The organism is Mesorhizobium mediterraneum, assembly GCF_002284565.1.
GTDB lineage: Bacteria > Pseudomonadota > Alphaproteobacteria > Rhizobiales > Rhizobiaceae > Mesorhizobium > Mesorhizobium mediterraneum.
On record NZ_NPKI01000041.1, the window covers coordinates 1 to 21,590 of the forward strand.

35 protein-coding genes are annotated in these 21,590 nt (G+C 62.2%); all 35 read left to right on the plus strand.

The window, feature by feature from the left end; translation table 11 throughout:
• Positions 1 to 80: EF-Tu C-terminal domain-related protein (locus CIT25_RS28690; RefSeq protein ID WP_023796029.1), on the plus strand; the 80-nt coding region annotated here is incomplete at its 5' end.
• A 63-nt stretch (positions 81 to 143) separates the two neighbouring features.
• Positions 144 to 452, plus strand: a complete 309-nt coding sequence (rpsJ, locus tag CIT25_RS28695; RefSeq protein ID WP_006205468.1) for a 30S ribosomal protein S10 — start codon at positions 144 to 146, stop codon at positions 450 to 452.
• A gap of 94 nt (positions 453 to 546) precedes the next feature.
• Positions 547 to 1,293 (plus strand): 50S ribosomal protein L3, encoded by a 747-nt coding sequence (rplC, locus tag CIT25_RS28700; protein WP_095488565.1) that lies wholly within the window; start codon positions 547 to 549, stop codon positions 1,291 to 1,293.
• Positions 1,293 to 1,913, plus strand: a complete 621-nt coding sequence (gene rplD, locus CIT25_RS28705) for a 50S ribosomal protein L4 (protein ID WP_027154042.1) — start codon at positions 1,293 to 1,295, stop codon at positions 1,911 to 1,913. The genes rplC and rplD overlap by 1 nt, the downstream gene beginning before the upstream one ends.
• Positions 1,910 to 2,203: a 50S ribosomal protein L23 gene (locus tag CIT25_RS28710; protein ID WP_010909275.1), complete on the plus strand. Its 294-nt coding sequence runs from the start codon at positions 1,910 to 1,912 to the stop codon at positions 2,201 to 2,203. Before rplD ends, CIT25_RS28710 begins: the two co-directional genes overlap by 4 nt.
• 22 nt (positions 2,204 to 2,225) lie before the next feature.
• Entirely contained in the window at positions 2,226 to 3,059 is an 834-nt protein-coding gene (gene rplB / locus CIT25_RS28715; RefSeq protein ID WP_095488566.1) for a 50S ribosomal protein L2, read from the plus strand.
• A gap of 16 nt (positions 3,060 to 3,075) precedes the next feature.
• Complete coding sequence (gene rpsS, locus CIT25_RS28720; RefSeq protein WP_006205463.1) at positions 3,076 to 3,354, plus strand: 30S ribosomal protein S19; 279 nt, start codon at positions 3,076 to 3,078, stop codon at positions 3,352 to 3,354.
• Between the two features lie 2 nt (positions 3,355 to 3,356).
• Positions 3,357 to 3,746, plus strand: coding sequence for a 50S ribosomal protein L22 (gene rplV / locus CIT25_RS28725; RefSeq protein WP_006205462.1), 390 nt, complete (start codon positions 3,357 to 3,359; stop codon positions 3,744 to 3,746).
• Positions 3,746 to 4,471 carry a 30S ribosomal protein S3 gene (rpsC, locus tag CIT25_RS28730; protein WP_095488567.1) on the plus strand — a complete coding sequence of 242 codons (726 nt, stop codon included), beginning with the start codon at positions 3,746 to 3,748 and terminating at the stop codon, positions 4,469 to 4,471. Before rplV ends, rpsC begins: the two co-directional genes overlap by 1 nt.
• A 27-nt stretch (positions 4,472 to 4,498) precedes the next feature.
• Positions 4,499 to 4,912, plus strand: a complete 414-nt coding sequence (gene rplP, locus CIT25_RS28735; RefSeq protein WP_023799290.1) for a 50S ribosomal protein L16 — start codon at positions 4,499 to 4,501, stop codon at positions 4,910 to 4,912.
• 13 nt (positions 4,913 to 4,925) lie between these two features.
• Positions 4,926 to 5,126, plus strand: coding sequence for a 50S ribosomal protein L29 (gene rpmC / locus CIT25_RS28740; protein WP_006205459.1), 201 nt, complete (start codon positions 4,926 to 4,928; stop codon positions 5,124 to 5,126).
• 11 nt (positions 5,127 to 5,137) lie between these two features.
• A complete protein-coding gene (gene rpsQ, locus CIT25_RS28745) occupies positions 5,138 to 5,377 on the plus strand; it encodes a 30S ribosomal protein S17 (protein ID WP_023799288.1) in 240 nt (79 codons plus the stop codon).
• Between the two features lie 71 nt (positions 5,378 to 5,448).
• Entirely contained in the window at positions 5,449 to 5,817 is a 369-nt protein-coding gene (gene rplN, locus CIT25_RS28750) for a 50S ribosomal protein L14 (protein WP_006205457.1), read from the plus strand.
• A gap of 12 nt (positions 5,818 to 5,829) precedes the next feature.
• Positions 5,830 to 6,144, plus strand: a complete 315-nt coding sequence (rplX, locus tag CIT25_RS28755) for a 50S ribosomal protein L24 (RefSeq protein ID WP_013531428.1) — start codon at positions 5,830 to 5,832, stop codon at positions 6,142 to 6,144.
• Complete coding sequence (gene rplE, locus CIT25_RS28760; RefSeq protein WP_095488568.1) at positions 6,137 to 6,715, plus strand: 50S ribosomal protein L5; 579 nt, start codon at positions 6,137 to 6,139, stop codon at positions 6,713 to 6,715. The genes rplX and rplE overlap by 8 nt, the downstream gene beginning before the upstream one ends.
• Positions 6,716 to 6,742: 27 nt before the next feature.
• Positions 6,743 to 7,048 (plus strand): 30S ribosomal protein S14, encoded by a 306-nt coding sequence (rpsN, locus tag CIT25_RS28765; protein ID WP_029352223.1) that lies wholly within the window; start codon positions 6,743 to 6,745, stop codon positions 7,046 to 7,048.
• A gap of 12 nt (positions 7,049 to 7,060) precedes the next feature.
• Positions 7,061 to 7,459: a 30S ribosomal protein S8 gene (rpsH, locus tag CIT25_RS28770; RefSeq protein ID WP_006205453.1), complete on the plus strand. Its 399-nt coding sequence runs from the start codon at positions 7,061 to 7,063 to the stop codon at positions 7,457 to 7,459.
• 97 nt (positions 7,460 to 7,556) lie between these two features.
• Positions 7,557 to 8,090: a 50S ribosomal protein L6 gene (gene rplF / locus CIT25_RS28775; RefSeq protein ID WP_023799285.1), complete on the plus strand. Its 534-nt coding sequence runs from the start codon at positions 7,557 to 7,559 to the stop codon at positions 8,088 to 8,090.
• 85 nt (positions 8,091 to 8,175) lie between these two features.
• Positions 8,176 to 8,535, plus strand: a complete 360-nt coding sequence (gene rplR, locus CIT25_RS28780; protein ID WP_029352225.1) for a 50S ribosomal protein L18 — start codon at positions 8,176 to 8,178, stop codon at positions 8,533 to 8,535.
• A gap of 82 nt (positions 8,536 to 8,617) precedes the next feature.
• Positions 8,618 to 9,181 carry a 30S ribosomal protein S5 gene (rpsE, locus tag CIT25_RS28785; RefSeq protein ID WP_006333394.1) on the plus strand — a complete coding sequence of 188 codons (564 nt, stop codon included), beginning with the start codon at positions 8,618 to 8,620 and terminating at the stop codon, positions 9,179 to 9,181.
• Between the two features lie 24 nt (positions 9,182 to 9,205).
• On the plus strand, positions 9,206 to 9,403 hold the full coding sequence (gene rpmD / locus CIT25_RS28790; protein WP_006205449.1) for a 50S ribosomal protein L30: 198 nt from the start codon (positions 9,206 to 9,208) through the stop codon (positions 9,401 to 9,403).
• Between the two features lie 22 nt (positions 9,404 to 9,425).
• Positions 9,426 to 9,899, plus strand: a complete 474-nt coding sequence (gene rplO / locus CIT25_RS28795; protein ID WP_095488569.1) for a 50S ribosomal protein L15 — start codon at positions 9,426 to 9,428, stop codon at positions 9,897 to 9,899.
• A gap of 192 nt (positions 9,900 to 10,091) precedes the next feature.
• Positions 10,092 to 11,432 carry a preprotein translocase subunit SecY gene (gene secY / locus CIT25_RS28800; protein WP_095488570.1) on the plus strand — a complete coding sequence of 447 codons (1,341 nt, stop codon included), beginning with the start codon at positions 10,092 to 10,094 and terminating at the stop codon, positions 11,430 to 11,432.
• The gene (locus CIT25_RS28805) at positions 11,429 to 12,037 is read left to right on the plus strand and encodes an adenylate kinase (protein ID WP_095488571.1); all 609 of its coding nucleotides are present in this window, start codon (positions 11,429 to 11,431) and stop codon (positions 12,035 to 12,037) included. Before secY ends, CIT25_RS28805 begins: the two co-directional genes overlap by 4 nt.
• Before the next feature lie 191 nt (positions 12,038 to 12,228).
• Positions 12,229 to 12,597, plus strand: coding sequence for a 30S ribosomal protein S13 (gene rpsM / locus CIT25_RS28810; protein ID WP_029352234.1), 369 nt, complete (start codon positions 12,229 to 12,231; stop codon positions 12,595 to 12,597).
• A 158-nt stretch (positions 12,598 to 12,755) separates the two neighbouring features.
• Positions 12,756 to 13,145 carry a 30S ribosomal protein S11 gene (gene rpsK / locus CIT25_RS28815; RefSeq protein WP_023799279.1) on the plus strand — a complete coding sequence of 130 codons (390 nt, stop codon included), beginning with the start codon at positions 12,756 to 12,758 and terminating at the stop codon, positions 13,143 to 13,145.
• 183 nt (positions 13,146 to 13,328) lie between these two features.
• Positions 13,329 to 14,339 (plus strand): DNA-directed RNA polymerase subunit alpha, encoded by a 1,011-nt coding sequence (locus tag CIT25_RS28820; protein WP_023799278.1) that lies wholly within the window; start codon positions 13,329 to 13,331, stop codon positions 14,337 to 14,339.
• A 96-nt stretch (positions 14,340 to 14,435) separates the two neighbouring features.
• Positions 14,436 to 14,867 carry a 50S ribosomal protein L17 gene (rplQ, locus tag CIT25_RS28825; RefSeq protein ID WP_023799277.1) on the plus strand — a complete coding sequence of 144 codons (432 nt, stop codon included), beginning with the start codon at positions 14,436 to 14,438 and terminating at the stop codon, positions 14,865 to 14,867.
• Between the two features lie 192 nt (positions 14,868 to 15,059).
• Positions 15,060 to 16,547 (plus strand): DegQ family serine endoprotease, encoded by a 1,488-nt coding sequence (locus CIT25_RS28830; protein WP_095488572.1) that lies wholly within the window; start codon positions 15,060 to 15,062, stop codon positions 16,545 to 16,547.
• 50 nt (positions 16,548 to 16,597) lie between these two features.
• The gene (locus CIT25_RS28835; RefSeq protein WP_095488573.1) at positions 16,598 to 17,908 is read left to right on the plus strand and encodes a replication-associated recombination protein A; all 1,311 of its coding nucleotides are present in this window, start codon (positions 16,598 to 16,600) and stop codon (positions 17,906 to 17,908) included.
• Between the two features lie 87 nt (positions 17,909 to 17,995).
• Positions 17,996 to 18,373, plus strand: coding sequence for a fluoride efflux transporter CrcB (gene crcB, locus CIT25_RS28840; RefSeq protein WP_029352249.1), 378 nt, complete (start codon positions 17,996 to 17,998; stop codon positions 18,371 to 18,373).
• 130 nt (positions 18,374 to 18,503) lie between these two features.
• Positions 18,504 to 19,484, plus strand: coding sequence for an RluA family pseudouridine synthase (locus CIT25_RS28845; protein WP_095488574.1), 981 nt, complete (start codon positions 18,504 to 18,506; stop codon positions 19,482 to 19,484).
• A 19-nt stretch (positions 19,485 to 19,503) separates the two neighbouring features.
• A complete protein-coding gene (locus CIT25_RS28850) occupies positions 19,504 to 19,710 on the plus strand; it encodes a hypothetical protein (protein WP_095488575.1) in 207 nt (68 codons plus the stop codon).
• Entirely contained in the window at positions 19,707 to 20,624 is a 918-nt protein-coding gene (locus CIT25_RS28855) for a DMT family transporter (RefSeq protein ID WP_095488576.1), read from the plus strand. Before CIT25_RS28850 ends, CIT25_RS28855 begins: the two co-directional genes overlap by 4 nt.
• An 11-nt stretch (positions 20,625 to 20,635) precedes the next feature.
• Entirely contained in the window at positions 20,636 to 21,427 is a 792-nt protein-coding gene (locus tag CIT25_RS28860; protein WP_095488663.1) for an ATP12 family chaperone protein, read from the plus strand.
• The last annotated feature ends 163 nt before the right edge of the window (positions 21,428 to 21,590 follow it).

Consider the following 21,590-nt stretch of genomic DNA (forward strand, 5'->3'; position numbering starts at 1 on the left):
TGGAAGAGAAGCTGCGCTTCGCCATCCGTGAAGGCGGCCGCACCGTCGGTGCCGGCATCGTCGTCACCATCAAAGAGTAATTTGGACTTAAACCGATCTGTCGCGGGCGCTGCCCGCGCCGCGCCAGAACAAGGAAGTGACGCATGAACGGACAGAATATCCGCATCCGCCTGAAGGCGTTTGATCACCGGGTGCTTGACGCCTCGACGCGGGAAATCGTGTCGACGGCCAAGCGCACCGGCGCCAACGTCCGCGGCCCCATTCCGCTGCCGACGCGGATCGAAAAGTTCACGGTCAACCGGTCGCCTCACGTCGACAAGAAGAGCCGCGAGCAGTTCGAGATGCGCACGCACAAGCGTCTGCTCGATATCGTTGACCCGACCCCGCAGACGGTCGACGCTTTGATGAAGCTCGATCTTGCCGCCGGTGTCGACGTCGAGATCAAGCTCTAAGGAACCAGAGGGGCGGGGCGACCCGGAACTCTGAAGGAACAAGAGGCGTGGAGGGGCGACAGCCCCGACAGGGAACTCTAAAGGAATTGAACCGATGCGTTCAGGTGTGATTGCAAAGAAGGTGGGAATGACCCGCATCTACAACGATGCCGGGGAACATGTTCCCGTCACTGTTCTCCAGATGGAGAACTGCCAGGTCGTGGCGCAGCGCACGCAGGAGAAGAACGGCTATACCGCCGTCCAGCTCGGCGTTGGCCTTGCCAAGGTGAAGAACACGTCGAAGGCGATGCGCGGCCATTTCGCGACCGCTTCCGTCGAGCCGAAGGCCAAGGTTGCCGAATTCCGTGTCTCCGCCGACAACATGATCGATGTCGGCGCCGAGATCACCGTCGATCATTTCGTCGCCGGCCAGAAGGTCGATGTGACGGGAACCACGATCGGCAAGGGTTTCCAGGGCGTTATCAAGCGGCACCACATGGGCGGTGGCCGCGCGACCCACGGCAACTCGGTCTCGCACCGTACGCACGGCTCGACCGGCCAGCGCCAGGATCCGGGCAAGGTGTTCAAGGGCAAGCATATGGCCGGCCACATGGGTGACACCCGCGTCACAACGCAGAATGTCGAGGTCGTCTCGACCGATGCCGATCGCGGTCTGATCCTGATCCGCGGCGCGGTTCCCGGTTCGAAGGGTGCCTGGATCCTGGTCCGCGACGCGGCCAAGGTTGCGCTGCCGGCCAATGCGCCGAAGCCCGCCGCAATCCGCGCCATTGCGACCAATGATGGCGCCAAGAACGATGCCCCGGCCACAGTAGATGCCCCGGCCACAGAGGGAGCGGAATAATGGACCTCAAGATCACAACGCTTGGCGGCAAGGACGCCGGCAAGGTGAAACTCTCCGAGGAGATTTTCGGCCTTGATCCGCGCGAGGACATCCTGCAGCGCGTCGTGCGCTGGCAGCTTGCCAAGAAGCAGCAGGGCACGCACAAGACCAAGGGTCGCGCCGAGATCGCTCGGACCGGCGCCAAGATGTACAAGCAGAAGGGTACGGGCCGCGCCCGCCACCATTCGGCACGCGCTCCGCAGTTCCGCGGCGGCGGCAAGGCCCACGGTCCGGTCGTCCGCAGCCACGAGCACGATTTGCCGAAGAAGGTGCGTGCGCTGGGCCTCAAGCATGCTCTGTCGGCCAAGGCCAAGAGCGCATCGCTCATCATCATCGACGAGCTGATGTTGACCGAGGCCAAGACCAAGGCGCTGATCGCGAATTTCGCGACGCTGGGCCTGTCCAACGCCCTGCTGATCGGCGGCGCCGAGCTCGATAAGAACTTCAAGCTGGCGGCGACGAACATCCCGAACATCGACGTGCTGCCTATCCAGGGCATCAACGTCTACGACATTCTGCGCCGCGGCACGCTGGTCCTTTCGAAGGCCGCCGTCGAGGCTCTCGAGGAGCGCTTCAAATGACCGACCTTCGTCATTACGACGTGATCGTCTCGCCGGCGATCACCGAAAAGTCGACCATGGCTTCCGAGCAGAATCAGGTCGTCTTCAACGTCGCCAAGAAGGCGTCGAAGCCGGAAATCAAGGCCGCCGTCGAAGCGCTGTTCGGCGTCAAGGTGATGGCCGTGAACACGCTTGTCCGCAAGGGCAAGATCAAGCGCTTCCGCGGCACGATCGGCCGCCAGAGCGACGTCAAGAAGGCGATTGTGACGCTGGCCGACGGCCAGTCGATCGACGTCGCGACGGGTCTCTGAGCAAGACCGCGAGGACAGAAACATGGCACTGAAAAAATTCAACCCGATAACGCCGAGCACCCGCCAGCTGGTCATCGTCGATCGCTCGGGCCTCTATAAGGGTAAGCCCGTCAAGGGCCTGACCGAAGGCCTGACCAAGTCGGGCGGCCGCAACAATTACGGCCGCATCACGGCTCGCTTCATCGGCGGCGGTCACAAGCGTACGTACCGCATCATCGACTTCAAGCGCCGCAAGTTCGACGTTGTCGGCACGGTCGAGCGTATCGAATACGATCCGAACCGCAGCGCCTTCATCGCGCTGATCAAGTATGACGATGGCGAGCTGTCCTACATCATCGCTCCGCAGCGCCTTGCTGCCGGCGACAAGATCGTGGCCGGCGAAGCGGTCGACGTGAAGCCGGGCAATGCGATGCCGCTGGCCTCGATGCCGGTCGGCACGATCGTCCACAACATCGAGCTGAAGCCGGGCAAGGGCGCCCAGGTTGCCCGTTCGGCTGGCGGTTATGCTCAGCTCGTCGGCCGTGACCAGGGCATGGCGATCCTGCGCCTGAACTCAGGCGAGCAGCGTGTCGTCCACGGCTCGTGCATGGCCACTGTCGGCGCCGTGTCCAACCCGGACCACGGCAACATCAATGACGGCAAGGCAGGCCGCACGGTGTGGCGGGGAAAACGTCCGCACAATCGCGGCGTGACCATGAACCCGGTCGACCATCCGCATGGCGGCGGCGAAGGCCGCACCTCGGGTGGCCGCCATCCGGTTTCGCCTTGGGGCAAGCCGACCAAGGGCAAGAAGACGCGGTCCAATAAGGCGACCGACAAGTTCATCCTGCGCTCGCGCCATCAGCGCAAGAGCTAAGAAGAGGTAACGCCAAGTGACTCGTTCGATTTGGAAAGGCCCCTTCATCGACGGCTACCTTCTCAAGAAGGTGGACAAGGTTCGTGAAGGTGGTCGCAATGAGGTGATCAAGATGTGGAGCCGTCGCTCCACCATCCTGCCGCAGTTCGTCGGCTTCACCTTCGGTGTCTACAACGGCCAGAAGCACGTTCCCGTTTCGGTGAACGAGGACATGGTCGGCCACAAGTTCGGTGAATTCGCTCCGACCCGGACCTATTACGGTCACGGCGCGGATAAGAAGGCGAAGAGGAAATAATCATGGGCAAGGCCAAAGCTCCGCGCAGGCTTGCTGATAACGAAGCGCGCGCCGTGTTGCGCACGATCCGTATCAGCCCGCAGAAGCTGAACCTGGTTGCCGCGCTGATCCGCGGCAAGAAGGTCGCGACAGCGCTTTCCGATCTCGAATTCTCGGCCAAGCGGATTTCCGGCACGGTCAAGAAGACGCTGGAATCGGCGATCGCCAACGCGGAAAACAACCACGACCTCGACGTCGATGCGCTGATCGTGGCGGAAGCCTATGTCGGCAAGTCGATCGTCATGAAGCGGTTCCATGCCCGTGGCCGTGGTCGCGCCAGCCGTATCGAGAAGCCGTTCTCGCACCTCACGATCGTCGTTCGTGAAGTCGAAGAAAAAGGGGAGGCCGCATAATGGGCCAGAAAGTCAATCCGATCGGTCTGCGTCTCGGCATCAACCGCACCTGGGATTCGCGCTGGTTCGCGAACACCGGCGAGTATGGCAAGCTGCTGCATGAGGACATCAAGATCCGCAAATATCTTGAGAAGGAACTCAAGCAGGCTGCGATTTCGAAGGTCGTGATCGAGCGTCCGCACAAGAAGTGCCGCGTCACCATCCATGCGGCGCGCCCGGGCCTGATCATCGGCAAGAAGGGCGCCGACATCGAGAAGCTTCGCAAGAAGCTGATGGAGATGACGAAGTCCGAGACGCATTTGAACATCGTCGAAGTGCGCAAGCCCGAGATTGACGCGACGCTGGTCGCCCAGTCGATCGCCCAGCAACTCGAGCGCCGCATCGCGTTCCGCCGCGCCATGAAGCGCGCCGTGCAGTCTGCGATGCGCCTCGGTGCCGAAGGCATCCGCATCAACTGCGCCGGCCGTCTCGGCGGCGCCGAGATCGCGCGCATGGAATGGTACCGCGAAGGTCGCGTGCCGCTGCATACGCTGCGCGCCGATGTCGACTACGGCACGGCCGAAGCGCACACCGCTTACGGCATCTGCGGCGTTAAGGTCTGGGTGTTCAAGGGCGAAATCCTCGAGCACGACCCGATGGCTTCGGAGCGCCGTGCGACCGAGGGCGATCATGCGCATGGCGGTGGTGGTGAGCGCGAACGCGGTCGCCGTCGCGAAAACGCCTGAGACAGTTGAGAATTTGGAGTTAGAACGATGCTGCAGCCAAAGCGCACAAAGTTCCGCAAGCAGTTCAAGGGTCGTATCCACGGTGCCGCCAAGGGTGGCACCAATCTGGATTTCGGCGGTTTCGGGCTGAAGGCGCTTGAGCCGAACCGCGTCACCGCGCGTGAGATCGAGGCGGCCCGCCGCGCGATCACCCGCGAAATGAAGCGCGCCGGCCGCGTCTGGATCCGTATCTTCCCGGACGTGCCGGTGACGTCGAAGCCGACCGAAGTCCGCATGGGCAAGGGCAAGGGCGCGGTCGATTACTGGGCGGCGCGCGTCAAGCCAGGCCGCATCATGTTCGAGATCGACGGCGTCAATGAGGAAACCGCCCGTGAGGCGCTGCGTCTCGGCGCGGCCAAGCTCTCGGTCAGGACGCGCTTCGTACAGCGCATCGCAGAATAAGGACGGGCTGATCATGAAAGCCGAAGACATCCGGACCAAGACCCAGGACCAGCTGACCGACGATCTGGCCAGCCTGAAGAAGGAGCAGTTCAACCTGCGCTTCCAGAAGGCCACCGGCCAGCTCGAGAAGACCGCGCGCGTGAGGCAGGTCCGTAAGGACATTGCGCGTATCAAGACCATCGCTGCGGAAAAGTCCGCGGCTAAGAAGGCTTAAGGACGAAAACCATGCCAAAGCGCATTCTGCAGGGCACCGTCGTCAGCGACAAAAACGAGAAGACGGTTGTCGTCAAGGTCGAACGGCGCTTCACGCATCCCGTGATGAAGAAGACCGTGCGCATGACCAAGAAGTACAAGGCGCACGACGAGAACAACGCCCACAAAGTCGGCGATCAGGTGTTCATCCAGGAATCGAAGCCGATTTCCAAGGACAAGCGCTGGACCGTAGTGTCTTCGGACCAGGCGTAAACAACGAATTTTGGACAGACCGGGGAGGGGCTTTGAGCCCGTCCCGTTAGAAGAGAAGAAGGCGGCCAGTCATGATTCAGATGCAAACAAACCTCGACGTCGCGGATAATTCCGGCGCCCGTCGTGTCATGTGCATCAAGGTGCTGGGCGGCTCGAAGCGGAAATACGCTTCTGTGGGCGACATCATCGTGGTGTCGATCAAGGAAGCCATCCCGCGCGGCCGCGTCAAGAAGGGCGATGTGATGAAGGCGGTCGTGGTTCGCACGGCCAAGGACATCCGCCGCCCGGACGGCAGCGTGATCCGTTTCGACAAGAACGCGGCCGTTCTCGTCGACAACAAGAAAGAGCCGATCGGCACGCGTATCTTCGGACCGGTTCCGCGCGAACTCCGCGCCAAGAACCACATGAAGATCATCTCGCTCGCGCCTGAAGTGCTGTAAGGAGCCGGACCAATGCAGAAGATTAGAAAAGGCGACAAGGTCGTCGTGCTGGCCGGCAAGGACAAGGGCCGTTCGGGCGAAGTCCTCTCGGTACAGCCGAAGGAAGACACCGCGCTGGTGCGCGGCGTCAACATGATCCGTCGTCACCAGAAGCAGTCCCAGTCCCAAGAGGGCGGGATCATCACCAAGGAAGCGCCGATCCAGCTGTCGAACATCGCGCTGGCCGACCCCAAGGATGGCAAGCCGACCCGCGTCGGTTTCATCTTCCAGAAGGACGGCAAGAAGGTGCGCGTCGCCAAGCGCTCGGGAGAAGTCATCAATGGCTAAGTCTCAAACCAAGCAGGCGACTGCTCAGAACACGCCGCGCCTCAAGCAGGTCTACAACGAGACCATTCGCAAGGCGCTGCAGGAGCAGTTCGGCTACGAGAACGAGATGCAGGTTCCGCGCATCGACAAGATCGTGCTGAACATGGGCGTCGGCGAAGCCACCGGCGATTCGAAGAAGCCTTCGATCGCTGCGGAAGACCTTGCGATGATCGCCGGCCAGAAGGCCGTCGTCACCCACGCCCGCAATTCGATCGCCGGCTTCAAGGTCCGCGAAAAGATGCCGATCGGCGCCAAGGTCACGCTGCGCAAGGAACGCATGTACGAGTTCCTCGACCGCCTCGTGAACATCGCGCTGCCGCGCGTCCGCGACTTCCGCGGGCTCAATCCGAAGAGCTTCGATGGCCGTGGCAACTATGCCATGGGCATCAAGGAACACATCGTGTTCCCGGAGATCAACTACGACAAGGTTGATCAGATCTGGGGCATGGACGTCATCGTTTGTACGACTGCGAAGACGGACGACGAAGCCAGGGCATTGCTCAAGGCCTTCAACTTCCCCTTCCGCCAGTAACGGCAGCGAGAAAAGGAAAAATCTGAAATGGCAAAGACCAGCTCAGTCGAGAAGAACAACAGGCGCCGCAAGCTTGTGGACCAGTACGCTGCCAAGCGTAAGGCCCTCAAGGCGATCATCATGGATCAGTCCAAGCCGATGGAAGAGCGCTTCCGCGCTCAGCTGAAGCTTGCGGCACTGCCGCGCAACTCGGCCAAGATCCGCATCCGCAACCGCTGCGAAGTCACCGGACGTCCGCGTGCCTACTATCGCAAGCTCAAAGTATCGCGCATCGCGCTTCGGGATCTCGGCAATAACGGCCAGATCCCGGGCCTGGTCAAGTCGAGCTGGTAAGGAGGACATAACATGTCATTGAGCGATCCTCTCGGCGATATGCTGACCCGCATCCGCAACGCCTATGGCCGCAAGAAGTCGAGCGTTTCGACGCCGGCTTCGCGCCTGCGTACCCGCGTCCTCGACGTGCTGAAGGCGGAAGGCTATATCCGCGACTACAGCCAGACCGACTTCGACAACGGCAAGTCCGAAATCGAGATCGAGCTGAAGTATTTCGACGGTGCGCCGGTCGTGCGCGAAATCGCCCGCGTCTCGAAGCCGGGCCGTCGCGTCTACGTTTCGGCGAAGTCGATCCCGCACGTCGCCAACGGCCTCGGCATCGCCATCCTTTCGACGCCGAAGGGCGTGATGGCCGACCACGAAGCGCGTGAACAGAATGTCGGCGGGGAAATCCTCTGCCAGATCTTCTGATCTGGCAGCGAGATCCCGAAAAGTGGTTACCGGTTTTCGGGCAAGATCTCGCTCGAAAACAGAGACCTGAAACAAGAGAAGTGACGAGGACAACAAAATGTCTCGTATTGGAAAGAAACCCGTTTCGCTGCCGCAGGGCGTGACCGCGACCGTTGACGGCCAGACCGTCACGGCGAAGGGCCCCAAGGGTGAGCTGAAGTTCGTGGTGAACGACGAAGTGCTGGTCAAGATGGAAGGCAGCGAGATCGCTGTTCAGCCGCGCGACCAGACCAAGACCGCCCGCTCCAAATGGGGCATGTCGCGCACGCAGATCGTCAACATCCTGCAGGGCGTCAAGGACGGTTTTGAAAAGAAGCTCGAGATCACCGGCGTCGGCTATCGCGCCGCCATGCAGGGCAAGAACCTGCAGCTGGCGCTCGGCTTCAGCCATGACGTCGTCTACGAAACGCCGCAGGACATCACGATCACCGTGCCGAAGCCGACGGAAATCACCGTGACCGGCATCGACAAGCAGAAGGTCGGCCAGGTTGCTGCCGAGATCCGCGAATATCGCGGTCCCGAGCCGTACAAGGGCAAGGGCGTTCGTTACGCTGGCGAGAAGATCGTCCGCAAGGAAGGCAAGAAGAAGTAATTTCAACGCCGCGGGGAGCGGTCGCGGGAGGCTTGTCCTACCGCACAGGGTTGCCCCCGTTTTTTGAAGGCAAGGAACTGATATCATGGGCTCGAAAGAATCCACCCAACGCCGCGCTCAGCGCGTCCGCCGCCAGATCAAGAAGGTCGCAGGCGAGCGTCCGCGCCTGTCGGTCCACCGCACGTCGAAGAACATCTACGTGCAGGTCATCGACGACGCCAAGGGCCACACCATCGCTGCCGCCTCGACGCTGGAGAAGGACCTCAAGGGTTCGCTCAAGACCGGTGCCGACACTGCCGCCGCTGTCGCAATCGGCAAGTTGATTGCCGAGCGCGCTTCGAAGGCCGGCGTCAAGGAAGTTGTCTTCGACCGCGGACCGTACATCTATCACGGCCGCGTCAAGGCACTGGCCGAGGCTGCCCGTGAAGGCGGCTTGAGCTTCTAAAAAGTTTCGCCCCCGGCAACCCCACAGAGGGAACCGGATATCATCATCAACCGTGCTTCCGGAAAAAAACAAGGAACAGGATATGGCACAGGAACGTAGGGATGGCGGCCGCGGCCGTGATCGCGAAGAGCGCGACGACGGCATGGTGGACAAGCTCGTCCACATCAACCGCGTCGCCAAGGTCGTCAAGGGCGGCCGGCGCTTCGGCTTTGCAGCACTCGTCGTCGTCGGCGACCAGAAGGGCCGCGTCGGCTTCGGTCATGGCAAGGCGCGCGAAGTGCCTGAGGCGATCCGCAAGGCGACCGAATCGGCCAAGCGCGACATGATCTTCGTGCCGCTGCGCTCGGGCCGTACGCTGCACCACGACGTCGAGGGACGTTGGGGAGCCGGACGCGTTCTGCTGCGCGCTGCCAAGCAGGGTACCGGCATCATCGCCGGCGGCCCGATGCGCGCCGTCTTCGAGACGCTCGGCATGCATGACGTGGTTGCCAAGTCGATGGGTTCGTCGAACCCGTACAACATGGTTCGGGCCACCTTCGACGCGCTGAAGAGCCAGATGCATCCCAAGGATGTGGCTGCTGCGCGCGGCATCAAGTATTCGACCCTTCAGGCCCGCCGCGGCACCGCCGTTGCGGCCGAAGAATAGTCGATCTGACCAGGGATTTTGACCATGGCCAAGAAAGCAACCAAGACCATCACCGTCGAGCAGATCGGTTCGCCGATCCGCCGGCCGAAGGAGCAGCGCGCGACGCTGGTCGGCCTCGGCCTCAACAAGATGCACAAGCAGCGCACGTTGGAGGACACCCCCTCCGTGCGCGGCATGATCGCTGCCGTCCAGCATCTCGTCCGCGTCGTGGACGAGGGCTGAGCCAGAGCGCAGGAGAACTCAGATGAAACTCAACGATCTGCGTGACAAGGACGGCGCGACGCATTCCAAGAAGCGTCTCGGCCGCGGCATCGGTTCCGGCTCGGGCAAGACCGCCGGTCGCGGCGTCAAGGGCCAGAAGGCGCGCTCCGGCGTCGCCATCAACGGCTTCGAGGGCGGCCAGATGCCGCTCTACCGGCGTCTGCCGAAGCGTGGCTTCAACAACATCTTCGCCAAGAGCTTTACTGTCGTGTCGCTGGCCCGCATCCAGGCCGCGCTCGACGCCAAGAAGCTCGACGCCAAGACGACTGTGACGGCCGAAGCGCTGGTCGCTGCCGGCGTCATTCGCCGCGTCAAGGACGGCGTGCGCATCCTCTCCGACGGCGACATCAAGTCGAAGCTCGCCTTCGACGTGGCCGGCGCCTCCAAGGCTGCCATCGAGAAGATCGAAAAGGCCGGCGGTTCGGTGAAGCTGCCGGAAAAGGCAGCGGCCGAGTAACGTCGATTTGAAGCGCGATCGGCAAGAGTGGGAATACGTTTCGCTTTTGATTGCGCTTTGATCCGACCAATATGGCGGCCGCGTCAACGCGGCCGCTTGCATGTTTGCAGTCCGGAGCTTATCTCGTGAGCTTCGGTGACACGCGCCGCCTGAGTTGCGGGCCATCGAGCGTGACCAAGCGGAGAATCAGGCATGGCTTCGGCTGCTGAACAACTAGCCTCGAATCTGAATTTCTCGGCCTTCGCCAAGGCGGAGGATCTGAAGAAGCGCATCTGGTTCACCATCGGTGCGCTGCTCGTCTACCGCCTCGGCACCTATATCCCGCTGCCCGGCATCAATCCCGACGCTTTTGCCCAGGCCTTCTCGTCGCAGAGCAAGGGCGTGCTCGGCATGTTCAACATGTTCGCCGGCGGCGCCGTGGAGCGCATGGCGATCTTTGCCCTCGGCATCATGCCCTACATCTCCGCTTCCATCATCATGCAGCTGATGACCTCTGTCATCCCGTCTCTGGAAGCGCTGAAGAAGGAAGGCGAGCAGGGCCGCAAGGTCATCAACCAGTACACGCGCTACGGCACCGTGCTTTTGGCGCTGGTCCAGGCCTATGGCATTTCAGTCGGACTGGAAGGCGGCAACGGCATCGTCAGCGATCCGGGTATGTTCTTCCGCGTCTCGACGGTCATCACGCTGGTTGGCGGCACCATGTTCCTGATGTGGCTCGGCGAGCAGATCACTGCCCGCGGCATCGGCAACGGCATTTCGCTGATCATCTTTTCCGGCATCGTCGCCGGCCTGCCGCAAGCCATCTCCGGCACGCTGGAACTTGGCCGCACCGGCGCGCTGTCGACTGGCCTGATCCTGGCGATCATCGTTCTCGCCGTCGTCGTCATCGCGCTGATCGTGTTCTTCGAGCGCGCCCAGCGGCGCTTGCTGATCCAGTATCCGAAGCGCCAGGTCGGCAACCGCATGTTCCAGGGCGACACCTCGCACCTGCCGCTCAAGCTCAACACGGCCGGCGTCATTCCGCCGATCTTCGCCTCTTCGCTGCTGTTGCTGCCGGCGACGGTCGCAGGCTTCTCGCAGACCACCAACATGCCAGCCTGGGCCAGCACCGTCCTGGCGGCGCTTGGCCATGGCCAGCCGCTCTACATGGCGTTCTATGCCGCGATGATCGTGTTTTTCGCCTTCTTCTACACGGCTATCGTCTTCAACCCGAAGGACACCGCCGACCAGCTCAAGAAGCATTCGGGTTTCATTCCGGGCTACCGTCCGGGCGAGCGCACGGCCGATTACATCGACTATGTTCTCACCCGCATCACCGTCGTCGGCGCCATCTATCTGGTGCTGGTGTGTCTGTTGCCCGAGTTCCTGATTTCAGCGACTGGCGTACCATTCTACCTCGGTGGCACATCGCTTCTGATCGTGGTCAGTGTAACGCTCGATACGGTGGCGCAGATTCAGGGTCACCTGATCGCGCACCAGTATGAAGGCCTGATCAAGAAGTCGAAGCTGCGCGGGGGGAAGAAGGCCAGATGAGGTTGATATTGCTTGGGCCGCCAGGGGCGGGCAAGGGGACACAAGCACAAAGACTGGTAGAAAAATACGGCATACCCCAACTTTCCACGGGCGATATGCTGCGCGCTGCTGTCCAGGCCGGCACCGATGTCGGCAAACGCGCCAAGGCGGTGATGGACGCGGGCGAACTGGTCTCCGACGCCATCGTCAACGCCATCGTGGCCGAGCGCATCGATCAGGCCGATTGCGCCGGGGGATTCATCCTTGACGGATACCCGCGGACCTTGGTGCAAGCGGACGCGGTTGAATCGATGCTCTCGGATCGCGGCCTCACGCTCGACGCTGTCATCGAACTCGTCGTCGACGACAAGGCACTGGTTGGTCGAATCGGCAAGCGCGCCGAAGAGGCCAAGGCCGCGGGTCTGCCGGTACGCAAAGACGACAATCCGGCGGTGTTCGAAGAGCGCCTGAGGGAGTACTACAAGAAAACGTCGCCGCTGATCGGCTACTACTATGCCAAGGGCAAGCTGAGAGGTGTCGACGGAATGGCCGACATCGATGCGGTGACGCAACAGATCGAAGTAGTGCTCGCGGCTGCGATCCAAGGGACGGCAAACGGAAAATAAACGATTACGCTTGACTGAAGCGGCTCGCTGGGGTATGGCGGCCCGTCTTCCTATCAGGCATGAGGCTTGCTTGCCCGCAAGGGCAAGGCAGCCGCTTTGAACTGGAAACTCCCGCATGGGCCGGCCTCCACCGGACGCGGGGCAACTTTGATAGCGCCGGCTTGTCCGGCCCACATGGAGAAGAGAAGAACATGGCTCGTATAGCCGGCGTTAACATTCCGACCAACAAGCGCGTCGTCATCGCGCTTCAGTACATTCACGGCATTGGCAAGAACTTCGCCCAGGAGATCGTCGACAAGGTCGGCATCCCGGCCGAGCGCCGCGTCAACCAGCTGACCGACGCGGAAGTGCTGCAGATCCGCGAGACGATCGACCGCGACTATCAGGTCGAGGGCGACCTGCGCCGCGAAGTGTCGATGAACATCAAGCGGCTCATGGACCTCGGCTGCTACCGCGGCCTGCGTCATCGCCGCTCGCTCCCGGTTCGCGGCCAGCGCACGCACACCAATGCGCGCACCCGCAAGGGCCCGGCCAAGTCGATCGCCGGCAAGAAGAAGTAATTTAGGGGAATAAGGGAGTAGGGCAGTAGGGCGGTATGTAAAGCGGCGCGGTTCGTTCGCGGCCAGACATACTCCCCTATGGCCCTATTCCCCTACTCCCTTAGCAAGGTGGAGCCGCTGGCATTACGGCGGTGTAGAGATCAACTGAAAGGACCATCATGGCCAAGGAAGCCACACGTGTTCGCCGTCGCGAACGCAAGAATATCTCGTCGGGCGTTGCCCACGTCAACTCGACCTTCAACAACACGATGATCACCATCACCGACGCGCAGGGCAATTCGATTGCCTGGTCGTCGGCGGGAGCCCAGGGCTTCAAGGGGTCTCGCAAGTCGACGCCGTTCGCTGCCCAGATGGCTGCCGAAGACGTCGCCAAGAAGGCCCAGGAACACGGCATGCGCATGCTCGAGGTCGAGGTCTGCGGACCCGGCTCCGGTCGTGAATCGGCGCTGCGCGCGCTGCAGGCAGCCGGCTTCACCATCACCTCGATCCGTGATGTGACGCCGATCCCGCACAATGGCTGCCGCCCGCGCAAGAAGCGCCGCGTCTAAAGCATGTCGCCCAAAAGTGCGCAGCGGTTTTGGGGCAACGACATGCATAAAGACAGAGACCTAAAGCGCGACGCGCTTTAGGAAATTACCGAACGCCGCGCGAACGCCCAGTTGCGTTCCTCCACGGCATTCCAGGTCGCCCGCCACGATTGGATGGTGGCGGGTCAACGGAAGGAAAGTGTTATGATCCAGAAAAATTGGCAGGAACTGATCAAGCCGAACAAGATCGAGTTTTCGTCGAAGAAGAAGACGCTGACCACGCTGGTCGCCGAGCCGCTCGAGCGCGGCTTTGGTCTTACCCTCGGCAATGCGCTGCGTCGCGTGCTTCTGTCTTCGTTGCGTGGCGCGGCTGTGACCGCCGTGCAGATCGACGGCGTTCTGCATGAATTCTCGTCCATCGCCGGCGTGCGCGAGGACGTGACCGACATCGTCTTGAACATCAAGGAAATCGCCATCCGCATGGAAGGCGACGGCCCCAAGCGCATGGTCGTGCGCAAGCAGGGACCGGGCGCCGTTCTCGCCGGCGACATCCAGACGGTCGGCGACGTCGAGATCCTCAACCCCGACCACGTCATCTGCACGCTGGACGAAGGCGCTGAAATCCGCATGGAGTTCACCGTCGATACCGGCAAGGGCTACGTTCCGGCCGACCGCAATCGCGCCGAAGACGCGCCGATCGGCCTCATCCCGGTCGACAGCCTCTACTCGCCGGTCAAGAAGGTTTCCTACAAGGTCGAGAACACCCGCGAGGGCCAGGTTCTCGACTATGACAAGCTGACCATGACGATCGACACCGACGGTTCGATCTCGGGCGAGGACGCGGTGGCTTTCGCCGCTCGCATCCTGCAGGACCAGCTTGGCCTGTTCGTCAATTTCGACGAGCCGCAGAAGGAAGTCGCCGCCGAGCAGGTGACCGAGCTTGCCTTCAACCCGGCGCTGCTCAAGAAGGTCGACGAGCTCGAGCTTTCGGTGCGCTCGGCCAACTGCCTGAAGAACGACAACATCGTCTATATCGGCGACCTGATCCAGAAGACCGAAGCCGAGATGCTGCGCACCCCGAACTTCGGCCGCAAGTCGCTGAACGAGATCAAGGAAGTACTGGCGGCAATGGGCCTGCACCTCGGCATGGAAGTGCCGGATTGGCCGCCGGAAAACATCGAAGACCTCGCCAAGCGTTACGAAGATCAATATTGAGCATGATCCCGAAAAGTTGCAGACTTTTCGGGCAAGATCATGCGGCTAACCAACTGAGGCTGTGGCCTCTTGAACCCGGAATGAAGGAGAAGAGCCATGCGCCACGGATTTAAAGGCCGCCGGTTCGCCCGCAGCATAAGCCATCGCAAATCGATGTTTGCCAACCTTGCCGTATCGCTCATCGAGCATGAGCAGATCCTCACCACATTGCCGAAGGCGAAGGATCTGCGTCCGATCGTCGAGAAGCTGGTGACGCTCGGCAAGCGCGGTGATCTGCATGCCCGCCGCCAGGTGATTGCCCAGATCGGCAATGAAGGCGTCGTCAAGCGCCTGTTCGACACGATCGCGCCGCGCTACGCTACCCGCAACGGCGGCTATCTGCGCATCATGAAGGCGGGCTTCCGCCACGGTGACAATGCCGCCATGGCGGTCATCGAGTTCGTCGATCGCGACACCTCGGCCAAGGGCGCCGGCGACCGTGCCCGCATCGAGGCCGAAGGCACCGACGAGGAAGCCGCAGCTGCATAAGCTTCGGTTTCTCCTGAGTGAGTTTAAGGGGCCTGCGGGCCCCTTTTCGCATTCCGGAAGCGGCAAGGAGCATTTGCTGCGACTTCTTGGCTCAGCTCATGCCTTTCCGCCCAAAATAATCGGATTTCAGCGCCTTAGCCTTTCATTTTGCACAATCGTCGGGACAATGGCGCCCGACCCGGAGGATTCGGAATGCGCGTAAAACGGCTGTCCCTTGTTCTACTCTGCGCCTTGATGGCGCTGGCAGTCGTGCCGGCGGCCAGGCAGGCGCTGGCGCAGGACACCAAAGCCGATCCCGGCCTGTCCGATGTGCTGACCGACCTGCTGCGCGGCGCCGAAGGCGAAAATGCCACCTCCGGTCCAGACAAGCGCGTGCCATTCGGCCGCGAGGAGGTGCAACTGTCCTTCGCGCCGCTGGTCAAGCAGACGGCGCCGGCCGTGGTCAATGTCTATGCCTCGCAAACGGCCAAGATGAGATCGCCCTTCGACGGCGATCCGTTCTTCGAAGAGTTCTTCGGCCGTTCGCAGCCGCGTGCGCAGTCCTCGCTCGGCTCCGGCGTGCTGGTCGATCCGACGGGCATAGTGGTCACCAATTTCCACGTCATCAAGGATGCCGATCAGGTCAAGGTCGCTACCGCGGACGGGCGTGAATTCGACAGCAAGGTGCTGCTCAAGGACGAGACGCTTGACCTCGCTGTGCTCAAGATCTCCGCCGACAAGCCATATCCGGTCGTCGCCATCGGTGATTCCGACGCGCTCGAGGTTGGCGACCTGTTGTTGGCCATCGGCAATCCCTTCGGTGTCGGCCAGACCACCACCAGCGGCATCGTTTCGGCGCTTGCCCGCAGCCACATCGGCGTTTCCGATTCGAGTTTCTTCATCCAGACCGACGCCGCGATCAATCCCGGCAACTCCGGCGGCGCGCTGATCAACATGGGGGGCCAACTGGTCGGCATCAACACGGCGATCTACAGCCGCAGCGGCGGCTCGATCGGCATCGGCTTCGCTATTCCCTCCAACATGGTTCGCGCTTTTGCCGATGCGGCCAAGGCCGGGCGCGACTTCTTCGAGCGGCCCTATATCGGCGCCGAATTCGAGCGCGTGACGCCGCAGATCGCCGAATCGCTCGGCATGGAGACCTCGACCGGCGCGCTGGTCTCATCTGTCGAAGCAGCAGGGCCGGCGGCCACAGCGGGGCTCAAGGCCGGCGACGTCGTGCTGTCGCTCAACGGCACGCCGGTCGAGAGTATCGAGGCGTTGGATTACCGGATGGCGACGCTGTCGATCGGCACCAGTGCCAGCTTCGCCGTCCTGAGCAAAGGCCAGCAAGCAACGATGGACATCGCGCTGGAGCGCGCGCCGGAAGGTGCAAAGCTCGCGGAAGTGACGCTGCGCGGCCGCAGCCCATTTTCGGGTGCCAAGGTTGCTGAACTGTCGCCTCGGCTCGCTCAGCGGCTCGGCATGCGCACGGATGCCAAGGGCGTTACCGTGATCGATATCAATCGCGGTTCGCCCGCAGCCGGTTTCGGCTTCCAGCCGGGCGACATCGTTCGCGAGGTCAATGGCTTGACCATCGATACCGCAGCGACCCTGGAACAGGCATCCATGCAGGAGACTCGCTGGTGGCGCTTTACCGTCGAGCGCGGCGGGCAGATACTGCGCCAGGTGTTGCGTTACTAAGCCCGAACTCGATCCTTCGGACGAGATCGCGCTCCAACGAAAAGAAGTGCATGGCCGATCTGTTCAGTGTCGATGAACCGGAAAAGGCGCCGCCCGGCAGGCCGCTGGCCGACCGACTGCGCCCGAAGAACCTTGCCGAGGTCGTTGGCCAGGAGCATCTGACCGGGCCCGACGGCGCACTGACGCGGCTCATCGGATCAGGCTCGCTCGGCTCGATGATCTTCTGGGGGCCGCCGGGAACGGGCAAGACTACCGTCGCGCGGTTGCTTGCCGGCGAAACCAGCCTTGCCTTCGAACAGATATCGGCGGTGTTTTCCGGCGTCGCCGATTTGAAAAAAGTGTTCGAGACGGCAAAGCTGCGTCGCACCAATGGCCGTCAGACGCTGCTTTTCGTCGACGAGATCCATCGCTTCAACCGCACCCAGCAGGACAGTTTTCTGCCTGTGATGGAAGACGGCACCGTCGTGCTGGTCGGCGCCACCACCGAGAACCCGTCCTTCGAGCTGAATGCCGCGCTGTTGTCCCGCGCCCGCGTGCTGGTCTTCCATTCGCTCGGTGAGGACAGCATCGCCAAGCTGCTGGCGCGGGCGGAGGAGACCGAGGGCAGGGGGCTGCCGCTCGACGACGAGGCGAGGGCGATGCTCATCCGCATGAGCGATGGCGATGGCCGCGCGGCGCTGACGCTGGCCGAAGAGGTTTGGCGCGCCGCCAAATCAGGCGAGGTGTTCGGCGCCGAGGGCCTGCAGCGCATCGTCCAGCGCCGCGCGCCGATCTATGACAAGGGCCAGGACGGCCACTACAATCTGATTTCGGCGCTGCACAAATCGGTGCGCGGCTCCGACCCGGACGCCGCCCTCTATTATCTCGCCCGCATGTTCGACGCCGGTGAGGATCCGCTCTATCTCGGCCGCCGGCTGGTGCGCATGGCGATGGAGGATATCGGGCTGGCCGACCCGCAGGCGCTGGTCATCGCCAATGCCGCCAAGGATGCCTACGACTATCTGGGCTCGCCAGAAGGCGAGCTCGCTTTTGCCGAGGCCACCGTCTATCTCGCCAGCGCGCCCAAATCCAACGCCGTCTACACCGCCTTCAAGGCCGCCACACAGGCGGCGAAGGAGTTCGGCTCGCTGCTGCCGCCCAAACACATCCTCAACGCGCCGACCAAGCTGATGAAGGAAGAAGATTACGGCGCAGGCTACCGTTATGACCACGACGAGCCGGACGCTTTTTCCGGACAGGATTATTTTCCGGAAAAGATGGGCCGCCACACATTCTATGATCCGCCCGAGCGCGGCTTTGAACGCGATATCAGGAAACGGCTCGACTATTGGGCGAAGCTGCGCGGCGAGCGGAAAAAGTAGCCTCGTACGGTTTTTCCGCTCGGGACGGCGCCGCACGCTGAGCAGCAGGGATTGACCGAGGCCGTCCTGTAGGGGCAGTAGACGGCGATGATTAATCTCCTGCTTGTTGCCGCGGGCGGCGCTATTGGTGCGGGGCTGCGCCACGTCGCCAATTTCGTTGCGCTGCGTCTTGTCGGCCCGAGTTTTCCCTGGGGCACGATGGCGATCAACATCGTCGGCTCCTTTGCCATGGGCCTGTTCATCACGACCCTGGCGCGGCGCTACGGCGGATCGAACGAGCTTCGGCTGTTCGTTGCCACCGGCATCCTCGGCGGCTTCACCACTTTCTCCGCCTTTTCGCTCGATTTTGCGACGCTGTGGGAGCGTGGCGCGACGCTGCCGGCGTTCGGATATGCCCTTGCCAGCCTCATTGGCGCGATCATTGCCCTGTTTCTGGGTCTTTGGCTCGCAAGAAGCCTGCCTTAATGCTATTGCCCCCGCTTGCAGCACCTCGCGTCCCTTAGGACGCGCAAAGACGCTGTAGCATTTTGATTTGCGCACGACCTTTCCGAAAATCGATTTCAGGTCATGCGCTAGAAACGGGTAAAACGAGACAATGGCAGGCGTTGAACAGATCACGGTGGAGGCCGGCGAGGCGGGCATGCGGCTCGACCGCTGGTTCAAGACCCATTTTCCGGGTCTTGGCTTCGGCCATCTGCAAAAACTGCTGCGTTCCGGCCAGATCCGTGTCGATGGTGGCAGGGTGAAGGCCGATACCCGCGTCGAGCCCGGCCAGATGGTCCGCATCCCGCCGCTCGAAGTGGACAAGAAGGGTGAAAGCGCGCTCACTGGTCACTCGATCCGCAACCAGGGCGACGCCGACGTCCTGGCCAAGATGCTGATCCATGAAGATCCGAAAGTCTTCGTCTTCAACAAGCCGGCCGGCCTTGCCGTTCAGGGTGGCTCGGGCGTCACTCGCAATGTCGACGACATGCTGGAAGCCTGGCGCAGCCAGAAGGGCGAGAAACCACGCCTGGTGCATCGGCTCGACCGCGACACGTCAGGCGTGCTGGTCGTCGCCCGCACCAGGCTCGCCGCCATGAAGCTCGCCGAGGCGTTCCGGGCGCGTGAGACCAAGAAGACCTATTGGGCGCTGGTCAAGGGTGTGCCGCCGAAGCGCGAGGACAAGATCTCGACCTGGCTGATCAAGGAGCCGACACCCGACGGCGACCGCGTGCGCGTCGCCAAGCATGGCGAAAAGGGCGCCGATCATGCCGTGTCCTACTACCGTATCATCGAGCAGGCTGCGCAGACGATGACCTGGCTGGAGATGGAACCCTACACCGGCCGTACCCACCAGCTTCGCGTCCATGCCGCTCACATTGGCTGCCCGATCATCGGTGACCCCAAATATTTCGAGGCCGACACCAATTGGGATTTTCCCGGCGGCATGCAGAACCGCTTGCATCTGCACGCGCGCCGCATCGTTATCCCGCATCCCGACAAGGGTTTTATCGACGTCACCGCACCGATGCCGCCGCATATGCGCCAGAGCTGGAACCTGATCGGGTTCGACGACGCAAGCGCGGAGGACTAAATGAGCGAGGGAGTAAACCATGGATGAGGCGTGGCTCGTTCGTCAGTTGGTGAACTGGTTGCCGTTCATCCTGATTCTCGTCGTCTGGTTCGCTTATATGCGCCGCGTTGCAACCCGGCAGGGGGTGATGGCCGAAATCGGCCGTGAGAACACCGAAGCGGTAAGGCAGAATACCGAGGTGCTGAAGGCGCTGCTCGCCAAGCTGGAAAGCCAGTCCAAGCAATGACCGCAGCAACCGCAATGGACCGCCGCAGTTCCGTTGACGCTGCCGCCGCCGCCATCATGGTCGGGCTGACCTTTTCCTGGGGGCTGAACTATGTCGCCGCCAAGATCTCCTATGCTGGCTACGATCCCGTTTTCCTGTCGATCGCACGGTCGGTCATTGGCGGGCTGTGCGTTCTCGTCTGGTGCCGCTGGCGCGGCATTGTGCTTTTCACCCGCGACGGAACCCTTGTCGCCGGCATTCTGGCAGGCGCGCTTTTTGGTCTCGAGTTCCTGTTTCTCTATGTCGGGCTCGAACAGACGACCGTCGCGCGCAACACCTTGCTGGTCAACACCATGCCGTTCTGGGTGCTGGTCGGCGGGCATTTCCTGCTGAACGAACGCATCACCGTGCGCCGGCTCGTCGGCCTTCTGCTCGCTTTCGCCGGATTGGTCGCAGTGTTCTCCGACCAGCTGAGCGCCGACAATGGTTCGACACTGACCGGTGATCTGCTCAGTCTCGGCGCCGGCATTCTCTGGGCCTTGACCTACATCGTCATCAAGCGGACGAAATTGGCGGAAACGAGCGCCGAGAAATTGCTGCTCTACCAACTGGCCGGCGCTGCCGTGGTAGGCGCCTTGGTGCTGCCTTTCGCCGGGCCGCCCGTCCGCGACTTCGCCGCCTTGCCGACCTTGGCCCTGCTTTTCCAGGCGGTCTACATCGTTGCGTTCACCTATGTGCTGTGGTTCTGGCTGATCAGGCGCTATCCGGCATCGGGCCTCTCGAGCTTCACCTTCCTGTCGCCGGTGTTCGGCGTTCTGTGCGGCGCCATCTTCTTGAACGAGCCGCTGAGCGTTCGTATTTTCCTGGCACTCGGCCTCATCGCAGCCGGCCTGATCATCGTGAACCGGCCAGCCCGAAAACAGATCCCCGGATGAAAGGCTCCGGCATGCGCGATATCCTCAACGACCTCGAAGCGGGAAAGCAGCTTTCCGATCCGGATCCGGTGCGCCGTGCCCAAATCCAGATGAAGACGCACTTGCCGAAACGCTTCTACAAAGCCGTTTCGGTCGCACCGGCCGAAGATGGTTTTGCCATTCATCTCGATGGCAAGCCGGTCCGCACGCCGGGCAAGGCGCTGCTGGTCCTGCCGACCGAAAAAGCGGCCGCTCTGGTCGCCGACGAGTTCGCCGCGCAAGGTGAGACTATCGACCCGGTGACGATGCCGGTCATGCGTCTGGTCAATACGGCCATCGACGGCGTCGCCAGCGACCCGCAAGCGGTGCTGGAGGACATCCTGCGTTTCGCCTCGTCCGATCTGCTCTGCTATCGCGCCGACGCTCCACAAGGGCTGGTCGACCGGCAGAACGAACATTGGGATCCCATCATCGACTGGGCGCGGAGCGCGCTTGGCGCCCGGTTTCACCTCGCCGAAGGGGTGATCCATGTCGAGCAGCCGCGTGAGAGCATTGCGGTGCTCGGTGTCCATCTTGCCCAGCGCGCCGACCCGCTACGGCTGGCGGCCATCCACGTCATGACGTCGCTGACGGGATCGGCTCTGCTGGCTCTGGCCGTCGATTTCGGCGAGATCGACGGCGACACCGCCTGGACTGCCGGCCATGTCGACGAGGACTGGCAGGCCGAGCACTGGGGCCATGACGCGGAAGCTGTCGCGCGCCGCTCGGCCCGCAAGCGCGACATGATGGCCGCCGTCGGCCTGCTCGAGGCGCTCAAAGCCTGACCGCAATCGCCGCCCGCGTTGCATATTGGACCAAAGTCATAATCCCAAAGACGGCCTGCCTCTGGGCGGCGCTTTCTGTCATTTCTTGCGGCGATAGCTGCCCGAGTTCGTGTCCAGAGGCACGACACCGCGCAGCATCAAGCACAGCGAGATATCACGGGAG